The sequence below is a fragment of the Cellvibrio sp. ARAG 10.3 genome (genome assembly GCF_051846955.1).
Taxonomy (GTDB): Bacteria; Pseudomonadota; Gammaproteobacteria; order Pseudomonadales; family Cellvibrionaceae; genus Cellvibrio.
The window spans coordinates 41,490-62,651 of the sequence record NZ_JBPYCU010000022.1 but is presented as its reverse complement, the minus strand read 5'-3'; the positions used below and the strand labels follow the sequence as shown (position 1 = coordinate 62,651).

Annotated in this window: 16 protein-coding genes; 5 read left to right on the top strand and 11 right to left on the bottom strand. The window is 50.8% G+C overall.

All coding sequences use genetic code 11. From position 1 onward, the window contains the following. Nucleotides 1–129: 129 nt before the first annotated feature. On the bottom strand, nt 130–1,206 hold the full coding sequence (locus ACSV5M_RS19700; protein WP_439178342.1) for an AI-2E family transporter: 1,077 nt from the start codon (nt 1,204–1,206) through the stop codon (nt 130–132). A 255-nt stretch (nt 1,207–1,461) separates the two neighbouring features. Between ACSV5M_RS19700 and ACSV5M_RS19695 the strand changes: the two genes are divergently transcribed. Both ACSV5M_RS19695 and djlA read left to right on the top strand, forming a co-directional pair. Further along, on the top strand, nt 1,462–3,102 hold the full coding sequence (locus ACSV5M_RS19695; protein WP_439178341.1) for a protein adenylyltransferase SelO: 1,641 nt from the start codon (nt 1,462–1,464) through the stop codon (nt 3,100–3,102). Nucleotides 3,103–3,171: 69 nt separating this feature from the next. Next, the gene (gene djlA, locus ACSV5M_RS19690) at nt 3,172–3,963 is read left to right on the top strand and encodes a co-chaperone DjlA (protein ID WP_439178340.1); all 792 of its coding nucleotides are present in this window, start codon (nt 3,172–3,174) and stop codon (nt 3,961–3,963) included. A 21-nt stretch (nt 3,964–3,984) separates the two neighbouring features. Here djlA and ACSV5M_RS19685 read toward each other — a convergent pair whose 3' ends face one another. The 3 genes from ACSV5M_RS19685 to ACSV5M_RS19675 all read right to left on the bottom strand — a co-directional run bounded on the left by ACSV5M_RS19685 (nt 3,985) and on the right by ACSV5M_RS19675 (nt 6,325). Next, nucleotides 3,985–4,761 carry a lipoprotein intramolecular transacylase Lit gene (locus ACSV5M_RS19685; protein ID WP_439178338.1) on the bottom strand — a complete coding sequence of 259 codons (777 nt, stop codon included), beginning with the start codon at nt 4,759–4,761 and terminating at the stop codon, nt 3,985–3,987. Then, nucleotides 4,748–5,980 carry an MFS transporter gene (locus ACSV5M_RS19680; RefSeq protein ID WP_439178337.1) on the bottom strand — a complete coding sequence of 411 codons (1,233 nt, stop codon included), beginning with the start codon at nt 5,978–5,980 and terminating at the stop codon, nt 4,748–4,750. Before ACSV5M_RS19680 ends, ACSV5M_RS19685 begins: the two co-directional genes overlap by 14 nt. An 87-nt stretch (nt 5,981–6,067) precedes the next feature. Next, complete coding sequence (locus ACSV5M_RS19675; protein WP_439178336.1) at nt 6,068–6,325, bottom strand: DUF2798 domain-containing protein; 258 nt, start codon at nt 6,323–6,325, stop codon at nt 6,068–6,070. Nucleotides 6,326–6,452: 127 nt separating this feature from the next. On the opposite strand from ACSV5M_RS19675, the gene ACSV5M_RS19670 reads away from it, so the two are divergent. After that, on the top strand, nt 6,453–7,394 hold the full coding sequence (locus ACSV5M_RS19670; RefSeq protein WP_439178335.1) for a LysR substrate-binding domain-containing protein: 942 nt from the start codon (nt 6,453–6,455) through the stop codon (nt 7,392–7,394). Between the two features lie 7 nt (nt 7,395–7,401). Here the strand turns inward: ACSV5M_RS19670 and ACSV5M_RS19665 are convergent, their stop codons facing one another. After that, a complete protein-coding gene (locus ACSV5M_RS19665) occupies nt 7,402–8,298 on the bottom strand; it encodes a phytanoyl-CoA dioxygenase family protein (protein WP_439178333.1) in 897 nt (298 codons plus the stop codon). Nucleotides 8,299–8,368: 70 nt separating this feature from the next. Continuing rightward, nucleotides 8,369–9,607: an MFS transporter gene (locus ACSV5M_RS19660; protein ID WP_439178332.1), complete on the bottom strand. Its 1,239-nt coding sequence runs from the start codon at nt 9,605–9,607 to the stop codon at nt 8,369–8,371. 96 nt (nt 9,608–9,703) lie between these two features. Here ACSV5M_RS19660 and ACSV5M_RS19655 point away from each other — a divergent pair, with 96 nt between their 5' ends. Both ACSV5M_RS19655 and ACSV5M_RS19650 read left to right on the top strand, forming a co-directional pair. Beyond that, complete coding sequence (locus tag ACSV5M_RS19655) at nt 9,704–10,648, top strand: LysR family transcriptional regulator (protein ID WP_439178330.1); 945 nt, start codon at nt 9,704–9,706, stop codon at nt 10,646–10,648. A gap of 103 nt (nt 10,649–10,751) precedes the next feature. Continuing rightward, complete coding sequence (locus tag ACSV5M_RS19650; protein WP_439178329.1) at nt 10,752–11,264, top strand: carboxymuconolactone decarboxylase family protein; 513 nt, start codon at nt 10,752–10,754, stop codon at nt 11,262–11,264. 62 nt (nt 11,265–11,326) lie between these two features. Here ACSV5M_RS19650 and ACSV5M_RS19645 read toward each other — a convergent pair whose 3' ends face one another. From ACSV5M_RS19645 to ACSV5M_RS19625, 5 genes are all read right to left on the bottom strand, one after another. Next, complete coding sequence (locus ACSV5M_RS19645) at nt 11,327–12,580, bottom strand: carbohydrate-binding protein (protein WP_439178328.1); 1,254 nt, start codon at nt 12,578–12,580, stop codon at nt 11,327–11,329. 277 nt (nt 12,581–12,857) lie between these two features. After that, complete coding sequence (locus tag ACSV5M_RS19640; RefSeq protein WP_439178326.1) at nt 12,858–14,879, bottom strand: methyl-accepting chemotaxis protein; 2,022 nt, start codon at nt 14,877–14,879, stop codon at nt 12,858–12,860. Next, nucleotides 14,876–16,141, bottom strand: coding sequence for an ABC transporter substrate-binding protein (locus ACSV5M_RS19635; RefSeq protein ID WP_439178325.1), 1,266 nt, complete (start codon nt 16,139–16,141; stop codon nt 14,876–14,878). Before ACSV5M_RS19635 ends, ACSV5M_RS19640 begins: the two co-directional genes overlap by 4 nt. 33 nt (nt 16,142–16,174) lie before the next feature. Then, nucleotides 16,175–17,677 (bottom strand): tryptophan halogenase family protein, encoded by a 1,503-nt coding sequence (locus ACSV5M_RS19630; RefSeq protein WP_439178324.1) that lies wholly within the window; start codon nt 17,675–17,677, stop codon nt 16,175–16,177. A 73-nt stretch (nt 17,678–17,750) separates the two neighbouring features. Continuing rightward, nucleotides 17,751–20,810, bottom strand: coding sequence for a TonB-dependent receptor (locus ACSV5M_RS19625; protein WP_439178323.1), 3,060 nt, complete (start codon nt 20,808–20,810; stop codon nt 17,751–17,753). Nucleotides 20,811–21,162 lie beyond the last annotated feature (352 nt).

Sequence of the window (21,162 nt, the reverse complement as noted above, 5' to 3'; positions counted from 1 at the left end):
GCGGGACACGCCGTGAATACATCCCTGTAGGCTCGACACCGGCATCCCTGCCGGTGACGGTCCCGCAGGTCTCTCCGCCATTCTGCTCTGTGCGGCCATCAAGAGATGTGTGTCTAACAGTTTAAAAAATTATAAATCTTCTTCTGAGCGTGAGCTGTTATCAATGTGGTGCAGCCACTCTTTCCAGATCGCAATCAAAATCGCCATCAATACGGGGCCGACAAAGAGGCCGACAAAACCCATGGTTTTTACGCCGCCGATCAAACCAAAAAACGTCGGTAGAAAAGGGAGTTTGATTGGGCCACCCACCAGACGCGGGCGCAGGGTTTTATCAACGATAAATAATTCCACCGAGCCCCAGATAAATAAACCGATACCGGCAACCGTATCGCCGGAGCCTACCAGGTAAAGGGACACCATGGTGAAGGCCAGTGGTGCGCCGCCGGGTACCAGGGCAAGAAAACCGGTGAGTACGCCGAGCGCTACCGGCGAGGGAACACCGGCGATGGCGTAGGCAACGCCGAGTACGACACCTTCACCCAAGGCAATTAAACCCATACCGGTCACGGTTGAGCTGACGGTCGCAGGCACGACACGTGAAAAACGTTGCCAGTGAATCGGCAGGATGCGGTCGCCTACTTTGTCGACTTGCGCGATTAATCGCAGGCCGTCTTTGTAGATAAAAAATAATGTGATCAACATGAACAGCAAGGTCAGGATTAGTCCAAACGCTTTTCCGCTCAGTGCGAGCAACCAGCGGTAGATATTGCCGATGTGTTCGCCACTGAAGAGTTGCACCAATTCACCCAGGTCGTGGGGATTGGCCAGGTTTTCATTCCAGTAGTGCGTTAACCATTCGCCCACGCCGGGCAGCGCGCCTATCCATTCGGGCGCCGCTGCGCCTTCGCGGTTGGCGATCACCAGCCACTCCACCCAAATCTTGATTTCTTCGATGGCATAGGAAAAGGCGAGGGCGATGGGGATAACCAACACTGTCAAGATGATGAGCAAGGCAATGGTGGCTGCCATGACGTTGTTGCGATGGCACTGATTTAACAGACGTTCATACAAGGGCCAACTGGCGAAACCGATGATCAACGCGGCGAGTACCGGTACGACAAAGCCGCTGAAGAAATAAATGGCGGCGATCAGGACAAAGACCAACAACCAGCGTGCAATGGAATTTTCGGGCAGAACGGTAGACATAATAAGTCGTGAATCCTGAAATGCAGCCATGAACCGGGCGGGACTGAAGGTGCATCCGATTGTAAAATAGTCGCGTCGAAACGAACAGCGGCAGGGTTTTATTTAGCACGTGTGCTTGTATCCGCGTTAATTTAACCCCACATTGGATTTTACCTCTGTGCCGCTGTGCTCATAGCGCAGGATGCGTTGATGATGTGCGCTAAATGTACCCACCACCTGTGCCCTGTTTTTCATTTCTTTACAGAAGCCTGACTTATGCCGCCATATCCACCCTCCGAATCCCCATCCTTATTGACGCTGGAACAGTTGCGTTTCGATAACCGCCTGGTGCGTGAGCTGCCGGCTGATCCGGTCAATGAAAATTTTCGTCGCCAGGTTATCGGCGCCTGCTATTCGCGCGTACATCCGACACAGGTGCGCCAGCCCCAACTGGTGGCCTATGCGCAGGAAGTGGCGAGCCTGGTGGGGCTGCACCCTGAAGAGTGTCGCACCGAAAACTTTACCCAGGTATTTGCAGGTAACCGGTTATTGCCCGGGATGGAGCCCCATGCCTGTTGTTACGGCGGCCACCAATTCGGCCATTGGGCCGGTCAATTGGGCGATGGTCGTGCGATTAATCTGGGCGAAGTTTGTAATCAGCAAGGCGAGCACTGGACCTTGCAACTCAAGGGCGCCGGGCCGACACCCTACTCGCGCACGGCGGATGGCCTGGCGGTGCTGCGTTCATCCGTGCGGGAATTTCTGTGTAGCGAAGCAATGTTTCACCTGGGTGTTCCCACGACGCGCGCGCTGAGTCTGGTGTTGACCGGCGAACAGGTACAGCGCGATATGTTTTACACCGGTAATCCCCAATGGGAGCCGGGTGCAGTGGTGTGTCGGGTTGCGCCCAGTTTTACCCGTTTTGGTAATTTTGAAATCTTTTCGGCGCGCAACGAACTTGATGTGTTACAGCAACTGGTGAATTTTACCCTGCGCGCCGATTTTCCCCATCTGGGTGAGCCGGGGCCGGCGACTTATATCGCCTGGTTTGAAGAAATATGCCGCACCACTGCGCAGATGATCGCTCACTGGATGCGTGTCGGTTTTGTGCACGGTGTGATGAACACGGACAATATGTCGATCCTCGGCGTCACAATTGATTACGGACCCTACGGTTGGCTGGAAGGGTTTGATCCGGAGTGGACACCCAACACTACCGATGCTCAAGGGCGGCGCTATCGCTTCGGCAATCAACCCAAGGTAGCGCTGTGGAATCTGGCTCAACTGGCCAACGCGATTTATCCGTTGATTAATGATGTGGAGCCTTTGCAGGCCGCGTTGGATATTTATCGCCAGGAATATCAACAGACCTGGCAAAAGGACATGGCGAACAAACTGGGCTTGAGCGAATTTGTTGAGCAGGACAATGAGTTGGTTGATGAGTTACACCGTGTGTTGCAATTAACCGAAACCGATATGACAATCTTTTATCGCCGTCTGGCAGAGGTTGATCTGCAGTTGGAACGTGACCTGTGTGAAGCCTCGCCAGAACAGCTGTTAACACCCTTGGATGAGGCTTTTTATCAACGGCCTGCGCTGGAGACGTTGCAGCCGTTAATAGACTGGTTGCAACAGTATCGCCAGCGTCTGATCCAGGATTATATTCAACACGGCACCACGGATGAACAACGTCGCGCGCGCATGAATGCTGCCAATCCGAAGTATGTATTGCGCAATTACCTGGCGCAGCAAGCGATAGATAAAGCGACTGAAGGCGACTTTACGGAAGTGGAGAATTTATTGGCATTGCTGCGCAACCCCTACGATGAGCAACCGCACAACCAGCATTATTTTGCCAAACGTCCGGAGTGGGCGCGGCATAAGGCGGGGTGCTCGATGTTGTCGTGCAGCTCATGAGTCCCGTCAGCCAATTGTTGAGATAGCTTCATAAAGACATTTTTAACTGAATAACCCCAAGGTTTGACTATGATCGGAAAAATTATCGGCGGCCTCCTCGGCTTCGCTGCGGGTGGACCCTTGTTGGCCATTATCGGGGTGGTGATAGGCCATCTGTTTGACCGTGCGCTGAAGCGCACGCTGAATGTTTCACCGGAAGAATTGCAGGCGATACAAACGAGCTTCTTCAATACGTTATTTATGCTGCTGGGGCACATTGCCAAAGCAGACGGACGCATCACAGAAACGGAGATCAAACTCACCGAATCCCTGATGGAAAAAATGGGCCTGAGCGCGGATCACAAGCGCGAAGCTATTCGGTTATTCAAGGTGGGTGCCGAACCGATTTTTAATATGGACAACGTACTGCGCGATTTTAAATTTCACAGCAGTCGCAGCCCCAACCTGATCCAGATGCTGCTGGTGTACCTGATCAACCTGGCCATGGCCGATGGTGAACTGCATGAAAAAGAAGAACAGATTCTGCGGCAGGTGGCAGAGAAGCTCGGTTTCTCGTCGTTTATCTTTGAGCAACTGCTGCGCATGATCCGCGCACAGAATACCTTTGGTGGCGATGACCGGTTTTCCGGCACTCAGCAGCCACCGCGAGCGGATGAAGTGGCCCTGGCTTACGAGGCGCTGGGTATTAGTCCCACAGCCAGTGACGCCGAAGTCAAAAAAGCCTATCGTAAATTGATGAGCCAATATCACCCGGATAAATTAATCGGGCAGGGTATGCCGGAAGATATGATCAAGGAAGCGACGGAGCGCTCCCAGGAAATTCAGAAGGCTTATGATGTGGTAAAAAAATCCCGCGCTTGATGTCAGGTTGTCGCACAGCCATTATTTTTTCTTTAGTTTTTTATTCGATGGGCGAGCCACGACAGCAGGCTCGCCCATTACCGCAGACTTCAGCAGTCTTGTCATTCCCCACACTGACAATCCCCATAACACCATAATCACCACCACCAGAATCACTGCAATAAAGCCAAACAAATCCGGTGCTTTCATCAAGGTGGTCATCAACGAATCCTGATAAAAGAAAAACCATTCATGCTCATCGGGAAAGATTTGCTCATGCAACCAATAAAACACGGCTTTAGGGCCGATCAGCAAAATGCTCAAGGTGATTAACATCAGCCCTGAAACAAAACCCAGCAGGATTTTTTTGAGTGCCGGAAAGGGAATGCGTTGGCGGTAGGCATAAGCAAGCAGACAGAGCCACGCCAATCCACCAATAAGACCGGCCCAATAAAGCACATCAATCAGATTCGCCACATCCTGCAAGTGAATGACTTCGGCTTCACGCATCAGCGGTGTGCTGGTGCCATTGGGCAGGCGGTAACGAATGTCGGCCAGCCCTTCGCCGTGGTTTTGCACGGCCCGGGTAATCTGCGCAAACAGATCCAGGTGCTCAGCTTTTGTAGTTTGTTCAAACTCTTTTTTATAGCGATTCAGCGGCCCGAAGTGACGAATATGTTGTTCGACATCCAGCACCTTGTAGCCCAGCGGGTAAGCAAAATTAACCTGCGCCAGCAGATGCCAGGCCAGCAGGCTGACCGCCAATAAATGACCGAGCAACAGCAAAGGCCAGAGCAAAAAATTTCTAATGTTGTTCATGCAATGTCTCATCGTTTAAACGTGGATACGAAAACCACACCACTAGGCCTGCCAACACAATGCCGAGCCCGGCGGTGCCGAACAAGGCTTGCGCGTGGATGCCGTTATCGATCAACAGACCAAACAAAATGGGCGACGCCGAGGTGGCGATCATGCCCAGGGAGGTCATCAGTGAGCGGATGGAGCCCAGCTTGCCGGTGCCGTAGACCTCGGCCCACAGTGCGCCAGTGATCGGGCTGCTGATACCGATGTTGATGCCGAGCAAGGTCATAAACAAGAGGGCGACCCAGGAGCCGTCCAGCCATGCGAGGCTGAACATGGCACCCGCGAGGGGCAGCACAATCATCGGCAGCAGGCGGCGCGCGGTAAATCGATCCACCAATACACCAGCGGCCATGGAGCTAACCCAGTGCACAACCCCGTACACCACAAAACAGCTGGCCAGCCATAAAGGGTCCCATTGTTTCTGCGTGATGATGAAACCTTGATGAATAAAGACACCGGTGAGGATAAAGGGGCCCGAAACCACCGTTGGCAAGGCCAGCCAGAAACGGTAGTCGCGCAACATCTCCCGTCGTCCACGGCTGGTGTGATGATGAGGACTGGCTGAGCTTAATGGAGCCTCGTGCTCGTTGATCGGCGCCCGGCGCAGTAACCAATACATCGTCGGCAAATAAATGAGCGGAATGGTGAGCGCCAGCACCCACCAGCTTTCGCGCCAACCAACGGCACTGATGAGCGCCACTGCCAGCAAGGGCAGCACAATCTCACCGACCGGTACGCCGCTGGCGGAGATGCTTAAGGCTTTGCCGCGATGGTTATCAAAATAACGCGCCATGGTGGTTTGCGCCGTGTGCGGGAATAATCCTTGCCCACACAGGCGCACGAGAAAGAACCCCAGAAACAGCATCGGCAGTGTGTTCGCTGCGCCCAAGGCTACACAGGCGGCGGTCAAACCGATGGCTGCGAGGGTGGCGAAGCGGCGCAGGGGCCAGTGATCAATCATGCCGCCAAAGGCCATGATCACCAGGCTGCTGAGCAAGGTTGCTGATGAATAGACTGTGCCGTAGGCACCGGCGGAAAGGGACAGGGAATCCTGGATGCTGGCACCGTACCAGCTGATAAAGAATGACTGCCCCAGATTGCCCCAGAAAATGCTGACGAAGCCAAAGGCCAATAACGGCCAGGACGAGGCGACAAATTGCCAGTAGCGTTGCACGGAAACCTGCTTGAGCGGATGAATGAGCGCGAAAGGTACCCGTGGCTACATCGGCAGGTCAACCCGCTTGTACACCTAATTAACCGGCTACCCCTGCTGGACCGTCCAGCTCACCAGCTTCACCACCAGTGGACGCACAATCATCACGCACACAAAGGCGACCGGCATGGCGAGCTTGTAGGCGTTAAGTACCTGCAAGAAATACTGATCGCTGAAGCCCCGGTTTGCAGCAGTCACCACCATACAGATCAGAAACGCCATGATACCGGACATATAGAACGCGAAGACGACGGACGTAAAACGCGGATGGAGCTTACGGCTGGCAGAAAAGGATTGCTGGGTCATGAGTAACTCCTTTGAACAGATGTGCGACTCAATCTACCCGCCGTAAGGCGCTGGCGGTAGAGCCGTTTGGCTGCAAGCAGTATTAAGCTAAACTTACGGATCTATTTATCTATTCATTGGAATTTCTATGGAAAACTTGCGCGGAATCGACAGCTTCGTCAAGACGGTGGACGCGGGCAGTATTGCCGCGGCCGCGCGGCTGCTGGGCATCAGTGCGGCAGCGGCGAGTCAAAACATCACCCGGCTGGAAAATCAGTTGGGCGCGCGCTTGCTCACGCGCACCACCCGGAGTTTGCGTTTAACCGAAGCCGGCGAGCTGTACTACAGCAAGGTGCGCCATATCGTCCATGAACTGGAGCTGGCGAACAGTGCCGTGAGTGAATTGTCCGGTGAACCCCAGGGCCGTCTGCGGATTGCTTCGACGGCGGCCTTTGGTCGCCATGTGCTGGCGGCTCTGTTACCTGAGTTCAACGCGACCTACCCGCGAGTATCGGTAGAAATTCTCACCACGGATCACAACGTTGACCATGTTCGCGATGCTGTCGATGTCAGCATCCGTTTCAAGCAACAGCTGGAAGACGGGATGGTCGCGCGTCGCATTGCCAATATTCCCTTCCTGTATTGTGCGTCACCGGCGTACCTAGCACGGATGGGGCGACCCAAAAGCCCCGATGATCTGGCTGGGCACGCAGGTTTGATGTTTCGGATGCCCACCACCGGAAAAATTTATCACTGGCGCTTTACGCGCAATGGTGTTGCCTTCGATGCGAAGATACGCGTGGCGACAGTGAGCGATGACATTGATGTACTTGCGCGGTTGGCCGCCAACGGCGCCGGTATTGCACGCCTGGGAGATTTTATTGCGCGTCGTTATGTGGAGCGTGGCGAGCTGGAGGTGCTATTTGAATCCTGCCAGACCGCCGGTATAGCCCGCGCGATTCCGGAACCCCTTGAGCTGTTCATCGTATTGCGTGATCGCCACGAGCTGACACCCAAGGTGCGCGCGTTTACCGAATTTTTGATAAACGCGCTACCGCCGGAATGGCAGGTGAAAAGTTTGGGCGAGTAAAACCGGCCTAGACTGCCAGGGAGGTAATTGGCCGCTGATCCCGATTACTTAAAAAATCCGGCCGAGGCTCAAGTCCGCCGAAGGGCGCCACCGGTTTATTCAGCACGCTGTTGTACACGCACATTAAAATCGTGCGCGGATCATTGGAAATATTATCCGGCGAACCATGCAGAATATTGCATTCATGAAACACCACCGTGCCCGGCTTGCCAGTGATGGCTTTGATGTCGCGCGTGGCGAGAATCTCATTCATGGTGTCGGGTTGCGGCACACCGAGTTTCTGGGCTTTCAATGACGTTTTATAATTTTCCGCTCCGGTTTGACCGGCACATGACACATACAATTGATGCGAACCGGGAATAACATACAACGGACCATTGTGCTCATGATTCTCGGTCAACATAATCCAGGCGGTCACTGCACGCATGCGCGGCATGCCATCCTCTACGTGCCAGGTTTCAAAATCTGAATGCCACGCAAAAGAACGCCCGGTATAAGCCGGTTTGATATTGACGCGCGACTGCATCATATACACATCAGAACCTAACAACTGACGGGCCACGTCAAGAATTTTCGGGTCGCGAAAAAAATTGCGAATCACATCGCTGTACTGAAAAGGTTTGAAGATGGTGCGCACTTCGCGGCTGCCCGGCTCGCTCACCAGTGCCTCTTCACCCACCATGTTTTTTTTCAGTGATTCAATCTCCGCGAGCAGCGGTTCAACCTGTTCCGGCAGGTAATCTGGCAACACCAGAAAACCATTGTCGGCGTAGAAATCCAGTGAATCTTTTGCGAGTGGTTTTTCAGAAAGAGAAGGATTGGGATAAACGACGGGATCTTTTCTTGGAATGACTTGTTCATCCGCGCCGGTGCGCGAAGGGTACATGTCATCGGGCAGAAACATAAAATTTTCCTCCTGTTTGATTAAATTTGTGAGGCGTGATTGTAAGTCGATAGCGCCCATGATGCAAAAATCACCCGCAAGATTCATTCGCTTCGCATGTTGGGGCTTGCTCTTCACGCGGTAATTGGCGCAGGAAAAACAGGGAAAAAATTGCCATCATACTGGCGACGATAAACGGTGTGACGGCATCCACACCGGCTAAATACCCTGCGGCCAAGGTAGCGACGACTTCAGCAATCACCACAACACTGCGGTAAATGCCCATTAGCTCGCCTTTATCTTGCGATGTAGCTAATCGAGCAACCAATTGCGCACTGGTGACCTCAATAAATACTATTCCGAAAGCCACTATACTCACCGGTAAAATCAATCCGGCGATGGATTTTGCGTTGGTCAGCCATAACAGTCCGCTCGCTATGAGCAGGAGTGCAAGTGCTGTTAAATTCTTTATGTCCAGCATGCGACTCAGCGCACTTGTCAGTAGTCCGGCAATGATTAATGGCACACTTAATAACGCACAGTACATACCGATATCAGCCGTTGTGGATGCAAACACTTGCACGAGGTAGGGTGGTAAATACGAGAACAGGGTATATACACTCCAAAATGCCAGCAGCGTCAGCGTTAACACCGCCAGCATATTGGGTTGGCGAAGAACCTGCGTCATCTTTAACGCTTGGGGCTTATCAATACCAGGTGGCAGCCTTGGCCGTTCCTCAACAAACACAAGGACCACGACAACGTTGAGCAAATACATCACAACCGCCAGGATGAAAGGCAAGGCAGGGCTGCTAAACGGCGTTGCAGTTGGGTCCCCCAAAAATCCACCCAGTAGCGGACCGATGATCCAGCCTGCGTTCATGGCGATGGAGAGTGCGGCAAAATTACCGGCTTCATGATCGCGACCATCGTTGCTGGCCATTGCTTGTGCAATCGCCATATTGCCTTCGCCGAGGCCGGAGATAAGTCTTCCCACCAACACGGCCCACAAATGATTGGAGAATACGCCGAACGCAACCAACGCCATGCCGGTGCTGGCTACGATTAACGACACGGTCAAGGCTGGCTTGCGCCCGCGCCGATCAGAATAACGACCCCATCCGGGTGCGCTGAGTACCTGGCCAAGTGGATACAATGCAAGCGCGAGGCCCAACAGGATTTTGCGCTCATCAAACGCGATTTCTGGTGGTAGAAAAGTTGAATCAACCGCGAGGAATAAATGACTGAATACGGGAAAAGGTAAACTGAAGCCAATAAAACCGGTAAATATTGTCAGTATAATCGGCAACATTCGACGTGACGACAGCATATTCTTCTCCACCGCAAAGTGATTGTACGTTCGAGGGTGGATACTATGTCGATCATTCAACTAAGTAGAGTGAGTTACTATCTGGGATTGCGATAGATGAAAGATACCGTGGATCAAATCAGTATTGAACAGTTACGCGCATTTATCGCAGCCTGCGAAAAGGGTTCGTTTTCTGCAGCCGCGCGCGAACTCGGTAAAGTGCAAAGTGTGGTGAGTACACAGATCCAGAACCTGGAGTTGGATCTGAATCTGAGCTTGTTTGATCGCACTGGGAAATATCCGGTTGCAACCGACGCTGCCGGATTATTGTTGCCCCTGGCGCGACAGGTAGTGGCCCAGATGAAGCGCTTTCACCAAGCTGCTGCCTCATATCAGGTGGGTGAAGAAAGCCAGCTGCGGCTGGCGTTCGAAGAGTTGGTTATGCCTGATAGGCTGAACGATATGCTGGCAACATTCGCTGAACGCTTTCCCTTTACGCAAGTGGTATCCAATACCGCCGTTGACAATGAAATCATTGCCATGGTTGCCAATGGCGCAGCCGATTTCGCATTCGTCACCAGCCGCGATGCTTATCCCGAAGAAATTGATTTTACGAATCTTGGCCAACAAAAAGTGTTGATACTTGTTGGTCGGGAACATCCGCTCGCGCAGGCCAATGTCGTCTCGTTGAATGACCTGGGTAAGCATCGACAAATTATTACTGCGTCGGCCACCAGTCATAAACGCTGGCAGTTATCAGCACAAATCTGGACCTGTGATTCACTATTGCAGGCGATGGAGCTGGCCCACCGGGGGGTGGGCTGGGTCAATGCACCCTACGAAGCAGCACGCCCATTTCTGAAAACCGGGAAATTGATTGAGTTAACTATCAATAATGCGCTGACATCCTGGAGCTTGGGAGTAGACCTGCTTTGGTCAACGAAAACACCACAAGGTATTGGAGCCAAATGGTTTGCACGGGAAGCCGGACGCCTTTACGGAAAATATTACAGCGAACCTGTTGCGCTGTCTGAACCTATCGCTAATCCCGATAGTAAGTAACTGGTGGCCTGTAACCGGGCAGCGATAATACGGCCATCCCGGAAAGCCTCCTGCCTTGGCGGATGCTGATCCGGCGTCTGGCAATCTATTAAACGAGGTGGTTATGGCCCAGGTAAATTATTCCGAGCAGTTAAAAGATTTTGAAGAACATTACCAATATGACGCAGGTTATCTGCACGAATTTTTACAGCACTCACCATCGGGTTATGAAAAATTCGCAAACTTTCAACCCTTATCCCAACATCGAGAAACCCTTGATACCGACACATACTGGATTGCCAAGTTAGCCTCCATGCAGGTGGCTGATTGCGGGCATTGTGTACAACTCAATGTGCGTATGGCGTTAGAGGCCGGTGTGGATCGGAAGTGGGTTGCAGCAACATTGAGTGGTGGCAGTAATCTGCCTGAACACCTGAAAGATATTTATGATTTTTCTACCAGTGTGGCGTCTTATCAACTGGTTGATCCGGTATTGCGTGAACGCATCAATAAGGCTCTCGATAAAGCGCAATTAATAGAACTGGGAGTGTGTATAGCGACTGTCGCTATTTACCCTACCATCAAGCGCGCACTGGGTTATACCGTGACGTGCAGTCTGGTGGAAATAACGGTGTAGTTATGCGGTGAAATAGCGGTAGAAGAACTGCTATCCATTATGTCCTTCTACCGTGTTGTATATTAATTCCGCGTAATACGAATCCAATTCAAATTGTAGCCACCTGCCGGTGCATAAATTGCCACCTGCTGTTGGCCCGCCGTTAAATTCACGTTGTGGGAAATGGTGGTCCAGTTTTGCCAGCCACCGGTGTTTGGAACACCGATAGTGCCGTAAATCAGGCCGCCGCCGGCGCGCTCGAATTGAATGGAACCACCGCCATTCTGGCTGGCGACACGGTATTGAATGTTGTAGCTGCCGGATGATGGAATATTTACGTCCCACACCATCCAGTCGCCGGCTTCAATCCAGCCGACATTTTGTCCGCCTTCTGAACAGTTTTCTGTTTGCACACCGGACATCTGTGCGAAATTTTCCGCTTCAATCTGAATGGGCGCCGCATCACTTTGTTGATAAACCCGCACGTAATCCACTTCCATAATACGTGGCCAGATATTGGGATCAACGCCCTGCGCACCGCCCCAATCACCGCCGACCGCCAGATTCAAAATAATGTGGAAGTTGTGATTAAACGGCCAGGATTCCCAACCGGTGCCATCGTTCCATACCGTAAAATAATTCACGCCATCCACAAAAAACGCAATGCGATCCGGGTACCATTCGGCGGCATACACGTGCCAGTTTGCTGTGGGGTCCGCGACATTGATGGTGCCGGTACGCTGGGTGCCCACGGCCCAGAAACAGCACGCGCTGTGGGTCGAGGCATGGATAACATTCTGGTCATAACCGACGTTCTCCATGATGTCGATCTCGCCGGCGTTGGGCCAACCATAATTGGTTACCCGATTGGTGCCGTAGCGAAAATCATCATCGGGATACAGCCAGAACGCCGGCCAGGTACCCCAGCCGCCGGGCAGCTTCATGCGTGCTTCAAATCGCCCATAGGTCCAGGATGCGGTGGAGTTCAACCGCGCTGAGTAATAATCATTCTGCCCAGTGGAATTGTTATACACTGCGGCGGCTTTAATTTTTAACGTGCCATTGGAGACGTAAGCGTTGTCAAGGTTGGCGGTGTAATGTTGCAATTCATTATTCACCACACCGGGGTTCCAGATTTCCGGGCTCCAATTACCATTGGGATAGCCGGAGTAATTAAATTCGTCACTCCAGATCAGTTGCCAGTTTTGGGCGTTGGCGTGGGGTAAGAATAATATGACGAGCAAAAATACCGCGAGCCGCCGCTGTGTAAATAGCGCCGAAGATAATGCAGATAGGAATGACAAACGCTGAATAGCTGAATGTTGATAATCAGGCATGATAATAAGCTCCACAATTCGTTATTGTTGGTGAAGAACCCTTGGCGGATTCCCGTGGATAATTCCGACAGGCAAGGTGCCTCTCGACGGCGGATCATCCACCTCTAACGATAATGAAACCGGGAGTTGCAATCGTTCGATTAAGATTTTTGTGCGCAGGGCTACAAGTTCGTGTAGGAAAAACTGACCCGAACGTCGCAATAAGAGCCCTATTCAGAAATGAGGAATCTGATGCGAAGAGTGCCGTAGCGACATGACCTGTTAGTTCTTCAGCCATCTAACGCCCTGTAGCCTGCGCAGGCAAAACGAAATTACCGGTTAACTGCTCCTGTTGGTGCGCCATCTGATTCAGGGCAAGACTGGATTCTTCCAGTTCTATGGCTTCGCGTTGCACACCATCGGCTATATCAGACATCCTGACGACACCCTTGGCTAACTCTGTGGCTACCTGACTTTGTTCTCTAACCGCCTGTGCGATGGCGGCAGTCATGTCCTTGATACGATCCAATCCGCCGGCAATGCCAGCCAGTGCTTCGCTGGCCAGGTCCGATTGTTCAACGCAAGACGTCGCGATAGTTTTGTTGCGCAATGTAATATCCGTCGCTCTGATCGCGCTGGCTTGCAAATTGGTAATCATGTCCGTTATCTCGGCGGTAGATGCTTGTGTCTGTGTCGCCAGCGCACGCACCTCATCGGCAACTACAGCAAATCCTCGGCCCTGTTCGCCGGCGCGTGCAGCTTCAATGGCCGCGTTTAACGCCAATAGATTGGTTTGCGCCGCGATACCGTTGATGACGGAGACGATGGAACCTATGCCATCCGAGTTTTTTCGCAAACTGTCAATGACTTGCGCGGCCTGATTCAATTCGTCATTCAGATTACCAATCAAGGTTTTATTTTCGTTCACGACCTGCTGGCTAGATTTGGTGGATGAATAAATATCGAATACCACCTGATTGGTGTTTTGAGCGTTGACCGCGACGTCCCGCGCTGTTTGTTCCATTTCGGTAACGGCAGATGCCAGGGTTTCTGCTTGGGATTTTTGGTAATCAATTTGCTGACGGGAGTTAGAACTGATGCGGCTGGTCGCATCAGCCATCACAAGCAAATGATTGGTTTGGCTTTTGAGGTCGCGCACAATTTGCATAAGATTGCTCACGAGCTTGTCCAGAGAAGTAGAGATCTCACCAAATTCACCCGACGTCGATTTTTCATGGCGATCGCGCAGATCGTTTTCTGCCAGCGATTCCAATCGCCGCACCAGCTGTTTGATAGGTCGGCGCACACCGGAAACGACCTTGGCGGCCACGGCTACCCCGACAATCAAGGAAATAAAGAATACCGACCAGATGGTTGCGCCGCCGCTGGATAGCGCGGCTTTGGTGTCTTCACTGGAATTGTCCGATAACGACTTCAAGTGATCGTTCAGCGCGGCCAGTTTATCCATGCTGCCATCAAGATGTTGTATCAGTTCTTGCAATAAACGACGGCTTTCCGATTCCGAATCCAGCAACTGTTGTTGTTGATGTAAAACGCCATCGTCCGCTGTGATATGTTTTTCCAGAATAGCAACAACGTCACTCAAGGGTTCAGCGACCGCCGGGAAACGCTGTTGCATAACCTGATATTTTCTATCCACATTGCCCCAGAAATATTGCAACTCGCGTGCTCGCTCACGCAGCTCATCAATAGCCTGAATGGAGGGAACCTTCGATAAGAGTGCAGAGGCTTCGTTAGCATCCTGTTCTATTGAAGCCAGCAACCACTGTGAGGGAATATCCGCATCTGCCATGTTAAAGCGAATATCTTTCATCTCCGCGCCAAAGTACTGCCAGGTGTCTTCAAATTGACGTAGTGCCTGGAATTCACTCGCTTTTGTTTGCAGCATATTCTCATGTGCTTCCAGGTGGGCTTGTGCCAGCGTGAAAGTCGATTCTGTGGATTGGTTGAGTGCGGTAAGTTGTGCGGCTATCGCAGGAATTCCATCCGCGTAATCCTCGGCGTGTTGATACTCACGGCGATAGCTATCCTGATAGGCCTGAAATTTTTCCTGTAGTTGATTTAACCGCTGTAACTCCAACTCCGCTGCATGTTGGCTCACGGACTGCGCCGCACCTTGCAGGTTCTGCGTCAGTAGCGCACTGGATTGAAGTAAAGGTGTGACAACGCCAGAGGATAAGTCGACGTTAGTCGACAAATGATTTTGACTGGTAATACTGAATGTTGCTACGACCAGCTGTAGTACCAACAGTACAACAAAACCAAAAATGACCTGTGCAACAATAGATAAGTTTTTCATGGTTGCTCACCTGACGCCGTGGTATGGAAATTTGCCTTAGCCTGGCGCCAGCGTTTATTCCAATAAGCCATACTTCCTTCAAAGTCCGGACTGAGCAAAATGTCGCGGATGTAATTACCACTCATAAAATCCATACCGGCTTTATTGGCGAGGCGAATAAAATCATTACTTTCGGGGGCAGCCTGAATAATTACCGGCTGATGCGACATATATTCTGTTAGCTGCGGCATTCTGGATTTGCGTGATTTGTCGGTGGGGATAAATCCGGCCACATCGGCAAAGTCGGAGTGGGTAATAATGAATTTTATCCATGCCTTGGCGGTATCCGGGTTTTTACTGTAGCGGCTTACCGCCATACCCCAATCGAAATTCAGGATAGCCTTGGGCTGCCCTGAATTATCAAAAGGAAAGGGAATAAAGCCAATGTCTGTGCTACGCATGCCGGACTCAACCAGCTGCGGAACTACCCAGTTACCGAGGAAAAACATGGCATTTTTTCCGACGATAAAATCCTGTTTGGAAGGCTCCCAATTGTTGAGAATAAAATCTTCCTCGCTGTAACTGGAGGTAAATAATGTATGCGCGATCTTGAGTGATTTATAGTAAGGCTTGCCTGCTGAGAAGGGCTGGGAATCCTGAATCATTTTGGCAAAATAATTACCATCGCCACTGAGAGCCATTACCGCTTTATCCCACTGTTGCAATGGCCAGGCGGCGCCTATATTGAGTGCAATCGGAACCTTATTGTCGGTTTTGAGTTTGGCTGCATTGGCCAGAAGGTCATCAAGCGTCAAGGGTGGGCTGTCGATACCTGAGGCTTTGAATATACGTTTGTTGTAAACCAGTCCCTCGGCAATAACGCCTTGGGTATAGGCATAATGTTTTCCATCGTAGGCCCAGTTGTCAGGAAAATAAATATTTTCACTAAGTTGAAGATCATTGAGCGGCACAAAATATTTGGGGTAAGTTTGCCTGGGCATATCGCGTGGTACCAGCATCACATCCCCATAATCCCGCGCCTCAAATCGCTTGGGCATGCTGCTTTCATAATCGGTGATACCTTGGACCTTTACTCGGGCTTGCGGGTATTGGGCCTGAAATTCACGAACCCAGCGCGCATAGCTACCATTGTTAACCAGGTCGACCCGATTCGAGAAAAAAGTGATTTCACCTGCTACGGCAGCCTTGGTGCCGCAAGAGAATAAGTGAAAGAACAGGTACAACAATAATGACCAATGGTATTTGGCGAATGTAGAGCTCATAAAAATATTCCGTCTTATTATTTTGGTTTCAGATTAATTGAAGGTCTGCTTCGACTTTTTATTAATAAACAGTTGATGCGGTGTAAGTTCCTGTGTTATTCGGTGAATAGCGGCGCGCATTTGTTGCAATTCATTAACCAGTAGAGAATTGTCTACATGGCGAACTTTGGGGTGTTGGTATTCTGGCAACCGATTAAAACCGGCGAACATAGCCAACCATGAACTCAATTGGAAAAAGTCGACATCATTAAGACGCAGATTGGCGGTGGTGCGGAATTCGTCAATACGCTGGTGCAGGCTATCGGGTATCGACATGGCTCGTCGATCATCCCAGAAGTCTTCGCCGACACGCCGATTTAAAAAGTAATGCAAGATAATAAAATCCCGCAGTTTCTCGTTGTGTTCAGCGAGGATTCGGTTGACATTGGTGGCCAGAGCACTGTCTTCTGTCGATGTGGGGAAATAATTGAATAATGTGGTGAGCGCCGTTTGAATCATATAAATGCTGGTCGACTCCAGCGGTTCTAAAAATCCGCTTGCCAAACCTAGCGCAAAGACGTTTTTATTCCAGGTCTTACGGCGCACGCCGGTGGTAAAACGTATTATCCTGGGTTCTGCCACAGGTTCAGCATGTAAATTATTGGTTAATTCCCCAAGCGCTTCATCATCACTTATGTAGCGGCTGGCATAAACATAACCATTCCCGTGGCGGTGTTGCAGAGGGATGCGCCACTGCCAGCCTGCTTTGCAGGCCAGCGACCGAGTATAAGGTGGTATAAACCCTTGATGAGAGCAGGGCAGTGCAATAGCACGGTCACAGGGTAACCAGTCGGACCAATGCTCATAGCCGGTATGTAGGGCTTCTTCGATTAATAACCCGCGAAATCCGGAACAGTCGATAAAAAAGTCACCTTTGATCTGACGTCCGTCGCTGAGCATCAGCGCGGTAATCTTGCCATTGTCAGAAGACCGCAAGGCGACAGACACAGTGGCTTCTAGCCGGATAACCCCTCGCGCTTGTGCGAACACACTCAGGTATTCTGCAAATAGCCCTGCATCAAAGTGATAAGCATAATTAAAGCGCGCAATATCAAGCGCCTCGTTACTGGGTAAAGAAAATTTATTAGCGCGTGCCATTTGCGCAGGCAAGCAATACTCATCGATGGGTTCGGCGAGCTGTTGTGTACGTAAGTGTGTCCAATAATGGTGAAACGGAACCTTGGCAATTTTTGCACCGAACATGGCAAAGGGATGAAAGAATTTTTCTCCCGGCATATGCCATCCTTCAAAATCGATACCGAGTTTGAACGTAGCCTGGGTTTGTTCAATAAAATCGGTTTCCGTGATGCCCAGGTCAGTCAGGAAAAACTTCATTGAGGGGACACTGGCCTCACCGACACCAATGGTACCGATATTGGCTGATTCAATGAGCGTTATGTCAATCTCTTCTTTACTGAAACGTTTGGCAAAAAATGCCGCTGCCATCCATCCTGCAGTACCACCTCCGACAATGACCAACGATTTAATGGGGTGCATGGGAACTACCTATTACATAACTGGCTCAGTAAAACGGGGGGCGATAGCCGCCCCCTAAGCGAGGAGGCCATGATTAAAACTTGGCGTTCACACCGAGCGTAATACGACGTTCATAAGCGTGGTATTCACTGCGGAAATCTGACCAGTGAATGTACTTGTAGGAACCTTCTTCAGTCAGGTTTTGCACGTTCAGGTTGATATCAACGGCGTCATTGATATGGTAGGTACTGTTGAGATCAACGTAGAGTGTTTCGTCTTCCCAACGGTCAAGTCCACCTAATATTTGGGCGTCGTTGTCGGTAGCGAGCGGATCAGTTGTCCAGCTGACGAGTTGACCATCGTAGCGCTTGCCTAGATAGTTGGCTGCAACCCGGAACTCGAACCGATCATCGTTGTACCAGATAACCATGTTGGATTGATTTTTTGCGGTTTCGTTGAAGGGGACATCTTCACCGTCAGCAGCAAATTCCCAACCCTCTTTGGTGCTTGGTGAGTAGGTGTAGTTAAACGTTAAACCGGTATTGGCAAGGAAGCCGGGCAGGAAGTCAAAGCTTTGTTGATAGGTAAACTCCACACCTTCAACCGTAGCGTTTTTACCATTAACCAGTTCCTGGACGGTTGCACCATTACGCACAACACCATCAGAGTCGGGCAGAGCGGCGCTGGTGCTTCGGGTATCCACAAAGCCGCCGATATCCATGTAGAAGAATGTCAAACCGAGCAATGCATTATCGGAAGGATAGTATTCTGTGGCCAGGTTGTAGACTTTGGCGCTCCATGGATCAAGGTAGGGATTGCCACCGCGTTTAACTTCCTGAATTGCCTGGTAGGTGGCGCCAGTATCCGGATCGGTCTGGAAGCTGCTGTACGTCGTGCTGGATGCCTCACCAAAATTATTGAGTGATTGCAATGAGGTACGCTCGTCGTAAGATAATTTTATCTTGAAGCTATCACCAAACAGAAAGTTGGCATTAACACTAGGCAAGAAGTGAGAATGGCTGACTGTCAGGAATTCATCGCCCTGATCCTGATATAGCGTGTGGTTAGGGTCGGCACCGGCAAATACATCGGGTACAAGCGTTCCGTCAGTAATATTACGTTCTACGGTGATGTCAGTAGTGACATGGCGTACACCGGCGTTACCTGTCAGGGTAATTAAATCGGTGAGACTGCTTTCGAAGTTGGCACTGATATAAAACGACTCGCGTGTTTCTGCAACAGTGTAGGAGGCGTCGGGGCGTTGTTTGCGGACATGATCAGTTTCATAGAGGTTATCCATAAAACTCTTGTGGTCACCGATGCGAGAGACATCAACCATGGGTATGCTCAGATTATAGTTGTCGACAACAGCACCCATGTCATCAACCATGTGGAGGTATTCGCCCACGTAAGCTTCATCGAAATTAATCCCGCGCACCGGTTCGATGTTCAGGTTGTCTACAGTGTCGTAAACGCCATCGGACACTTCAATCAGGTAATTGGCAAATTGACCACCGCTGGTGACATTAGGTACATAGCCGGCTTCGTGATACTTAACCAACATGTTGTAGGGCGTCATGGTGTCGGGTTCGTAAGCTACTAACCCGGTATCCATGAAGTAGTGGTAAGTATTACGTGACATATCGCGGTCAGCGCGGCGTACACCGAAATCAATCGAGGTAATACCTTCATCCGCTAATTTGAAATTGCCATCAAAACGCAGCACATCCAGGTTCGATTCGTGCGTTTCGCCTTCGAGCCAGGCTGAGTGGAAATACCAGGACTCTGTTTGCGCGAGACGATTGGCAAATGTCTCATCAAATATAACGTTTACGTTGTCTTTATTGGTGGTGAATGTGACGGGATAATAATCTTCAATCCAGCCCGGGTTTACTACGCGGGTGTCACCATCAACGTTGTAAACCAGCCCGTCATTACCGCCAGGAGATTGAGCGCTTTGTGCGAGATCCAGATTGCTTTGCTCACGATCAGCACGCGAGGAAACCAGGCGCACACTACCGGTAAACGCACCACCGTTGTCGTATTTCAGTTCAATACTGTTGTTGAACGCCGAGGTATCTACGTAATCGGAATCCACACCGGCGCGAACGCCGCCATACATATTAGCGGTGAAGCCTGTTGCGTAAGTGTTGGTATAAAGGCCGGTATCGCCAGTAGAATTCACGCCGTGTAGCTGTGTGATGTTAGCGCGATTGTAATTAATTCCTTCGGAGCCCACATTGAGGAAATTGCCCGACGCTCTTTCATCCATGGTGTTGTAAAACATGTCGATGTTTAATTCCAACGAGTCGCTCAATTGAGAATTAAAGTTGTACGTCAAGCCGAGGCGTTCACGCTCTGCGATACGGTTGTATAGTTGGGGGCCATTCCACGCCATCATCATCAGTGAATCGGTATTTTTTGCGCCGTCACCATCCAGGTCGCAATCGCAACCCCAGCTTTCCGCAGTGCGTTCTTCGCCCGCACGCGAGTAAACGATGTTATCTGAAAGCGTTTGATCCGCGTAGGAAAAACCGACCGACATGGCCGTTTGGTCATTCCAGTTCATGCCCAGTAACCCGCTGATTTCCGGATCGGTTTCTTCCGTGATGCTGCCATGGCTGCCCTGGACGCGGACCGATGTACTAAAGCCTTCGTCCAACGTTAGCGAGCGGCGCGTCAACAAATCAATGCTGCCCCCGATCCCGCCTTCCAATTGTTTCGCACTGGAGGATTTTGACACGTTCGCACCGCTGATCAACGCAGCGGGTACGTCGGTGTAATTCGCCTGGCTATTGAGAATATTTTCGGCCGTGAGAAAGAGTTCCCCGTTTAAGGTTGAGAGCACTTCGCGGGAGCCGCGAATGCTGACCAGTCCGCCTTGTCCGGCGCTGCGGGCAATCTGCACACCGGTAATGCGTTGCAGTGAATCGGAGATGGTGGAGTCGGGCAACTTGCCTATGTCTTCAGACGAGATGGAGTCGACAACCTCCGCTGAATTGCGCTTTATATCAATGGCTTTTTCCTGCGCACTGCGCACGCCACTGACAAAAACTTCTTCGATAACGTCACTTTGTGCGTGAGCACCGGCAGCGACAACCGTAGCGATCAGGCTGGGTAATAGCTTGAGTGAAAAAGAGTTAATACGTTTCATGAGCTTAAGTTCCTTTGTGATTTTTATGGAGTTCCGGCGTCGCTTTGGGTGGGGTGACCAGCGACGCCTAAGCAAGACCATGCTATTTGTAACGGATTACATTTTCAATGTTATTTTATCTATGTTAGACGTATGTTTTCGTTAGTTAAAACAGTGGCAAACATGTAGTTATTTAATTTTTTACTTTTAAAACAATAGATTATCTTCTATTTTTGATTGCCTTAGCTACCTTCTTTAGCATACTTGATATGTTAATTAGAGAGGTGTCCAGCTGTAACCGTATACATATTTTGTTACCAAGAGTGACAAGAGATGAACAAATAGAAACAGAAAAAGACGTCGACTGGCGTTA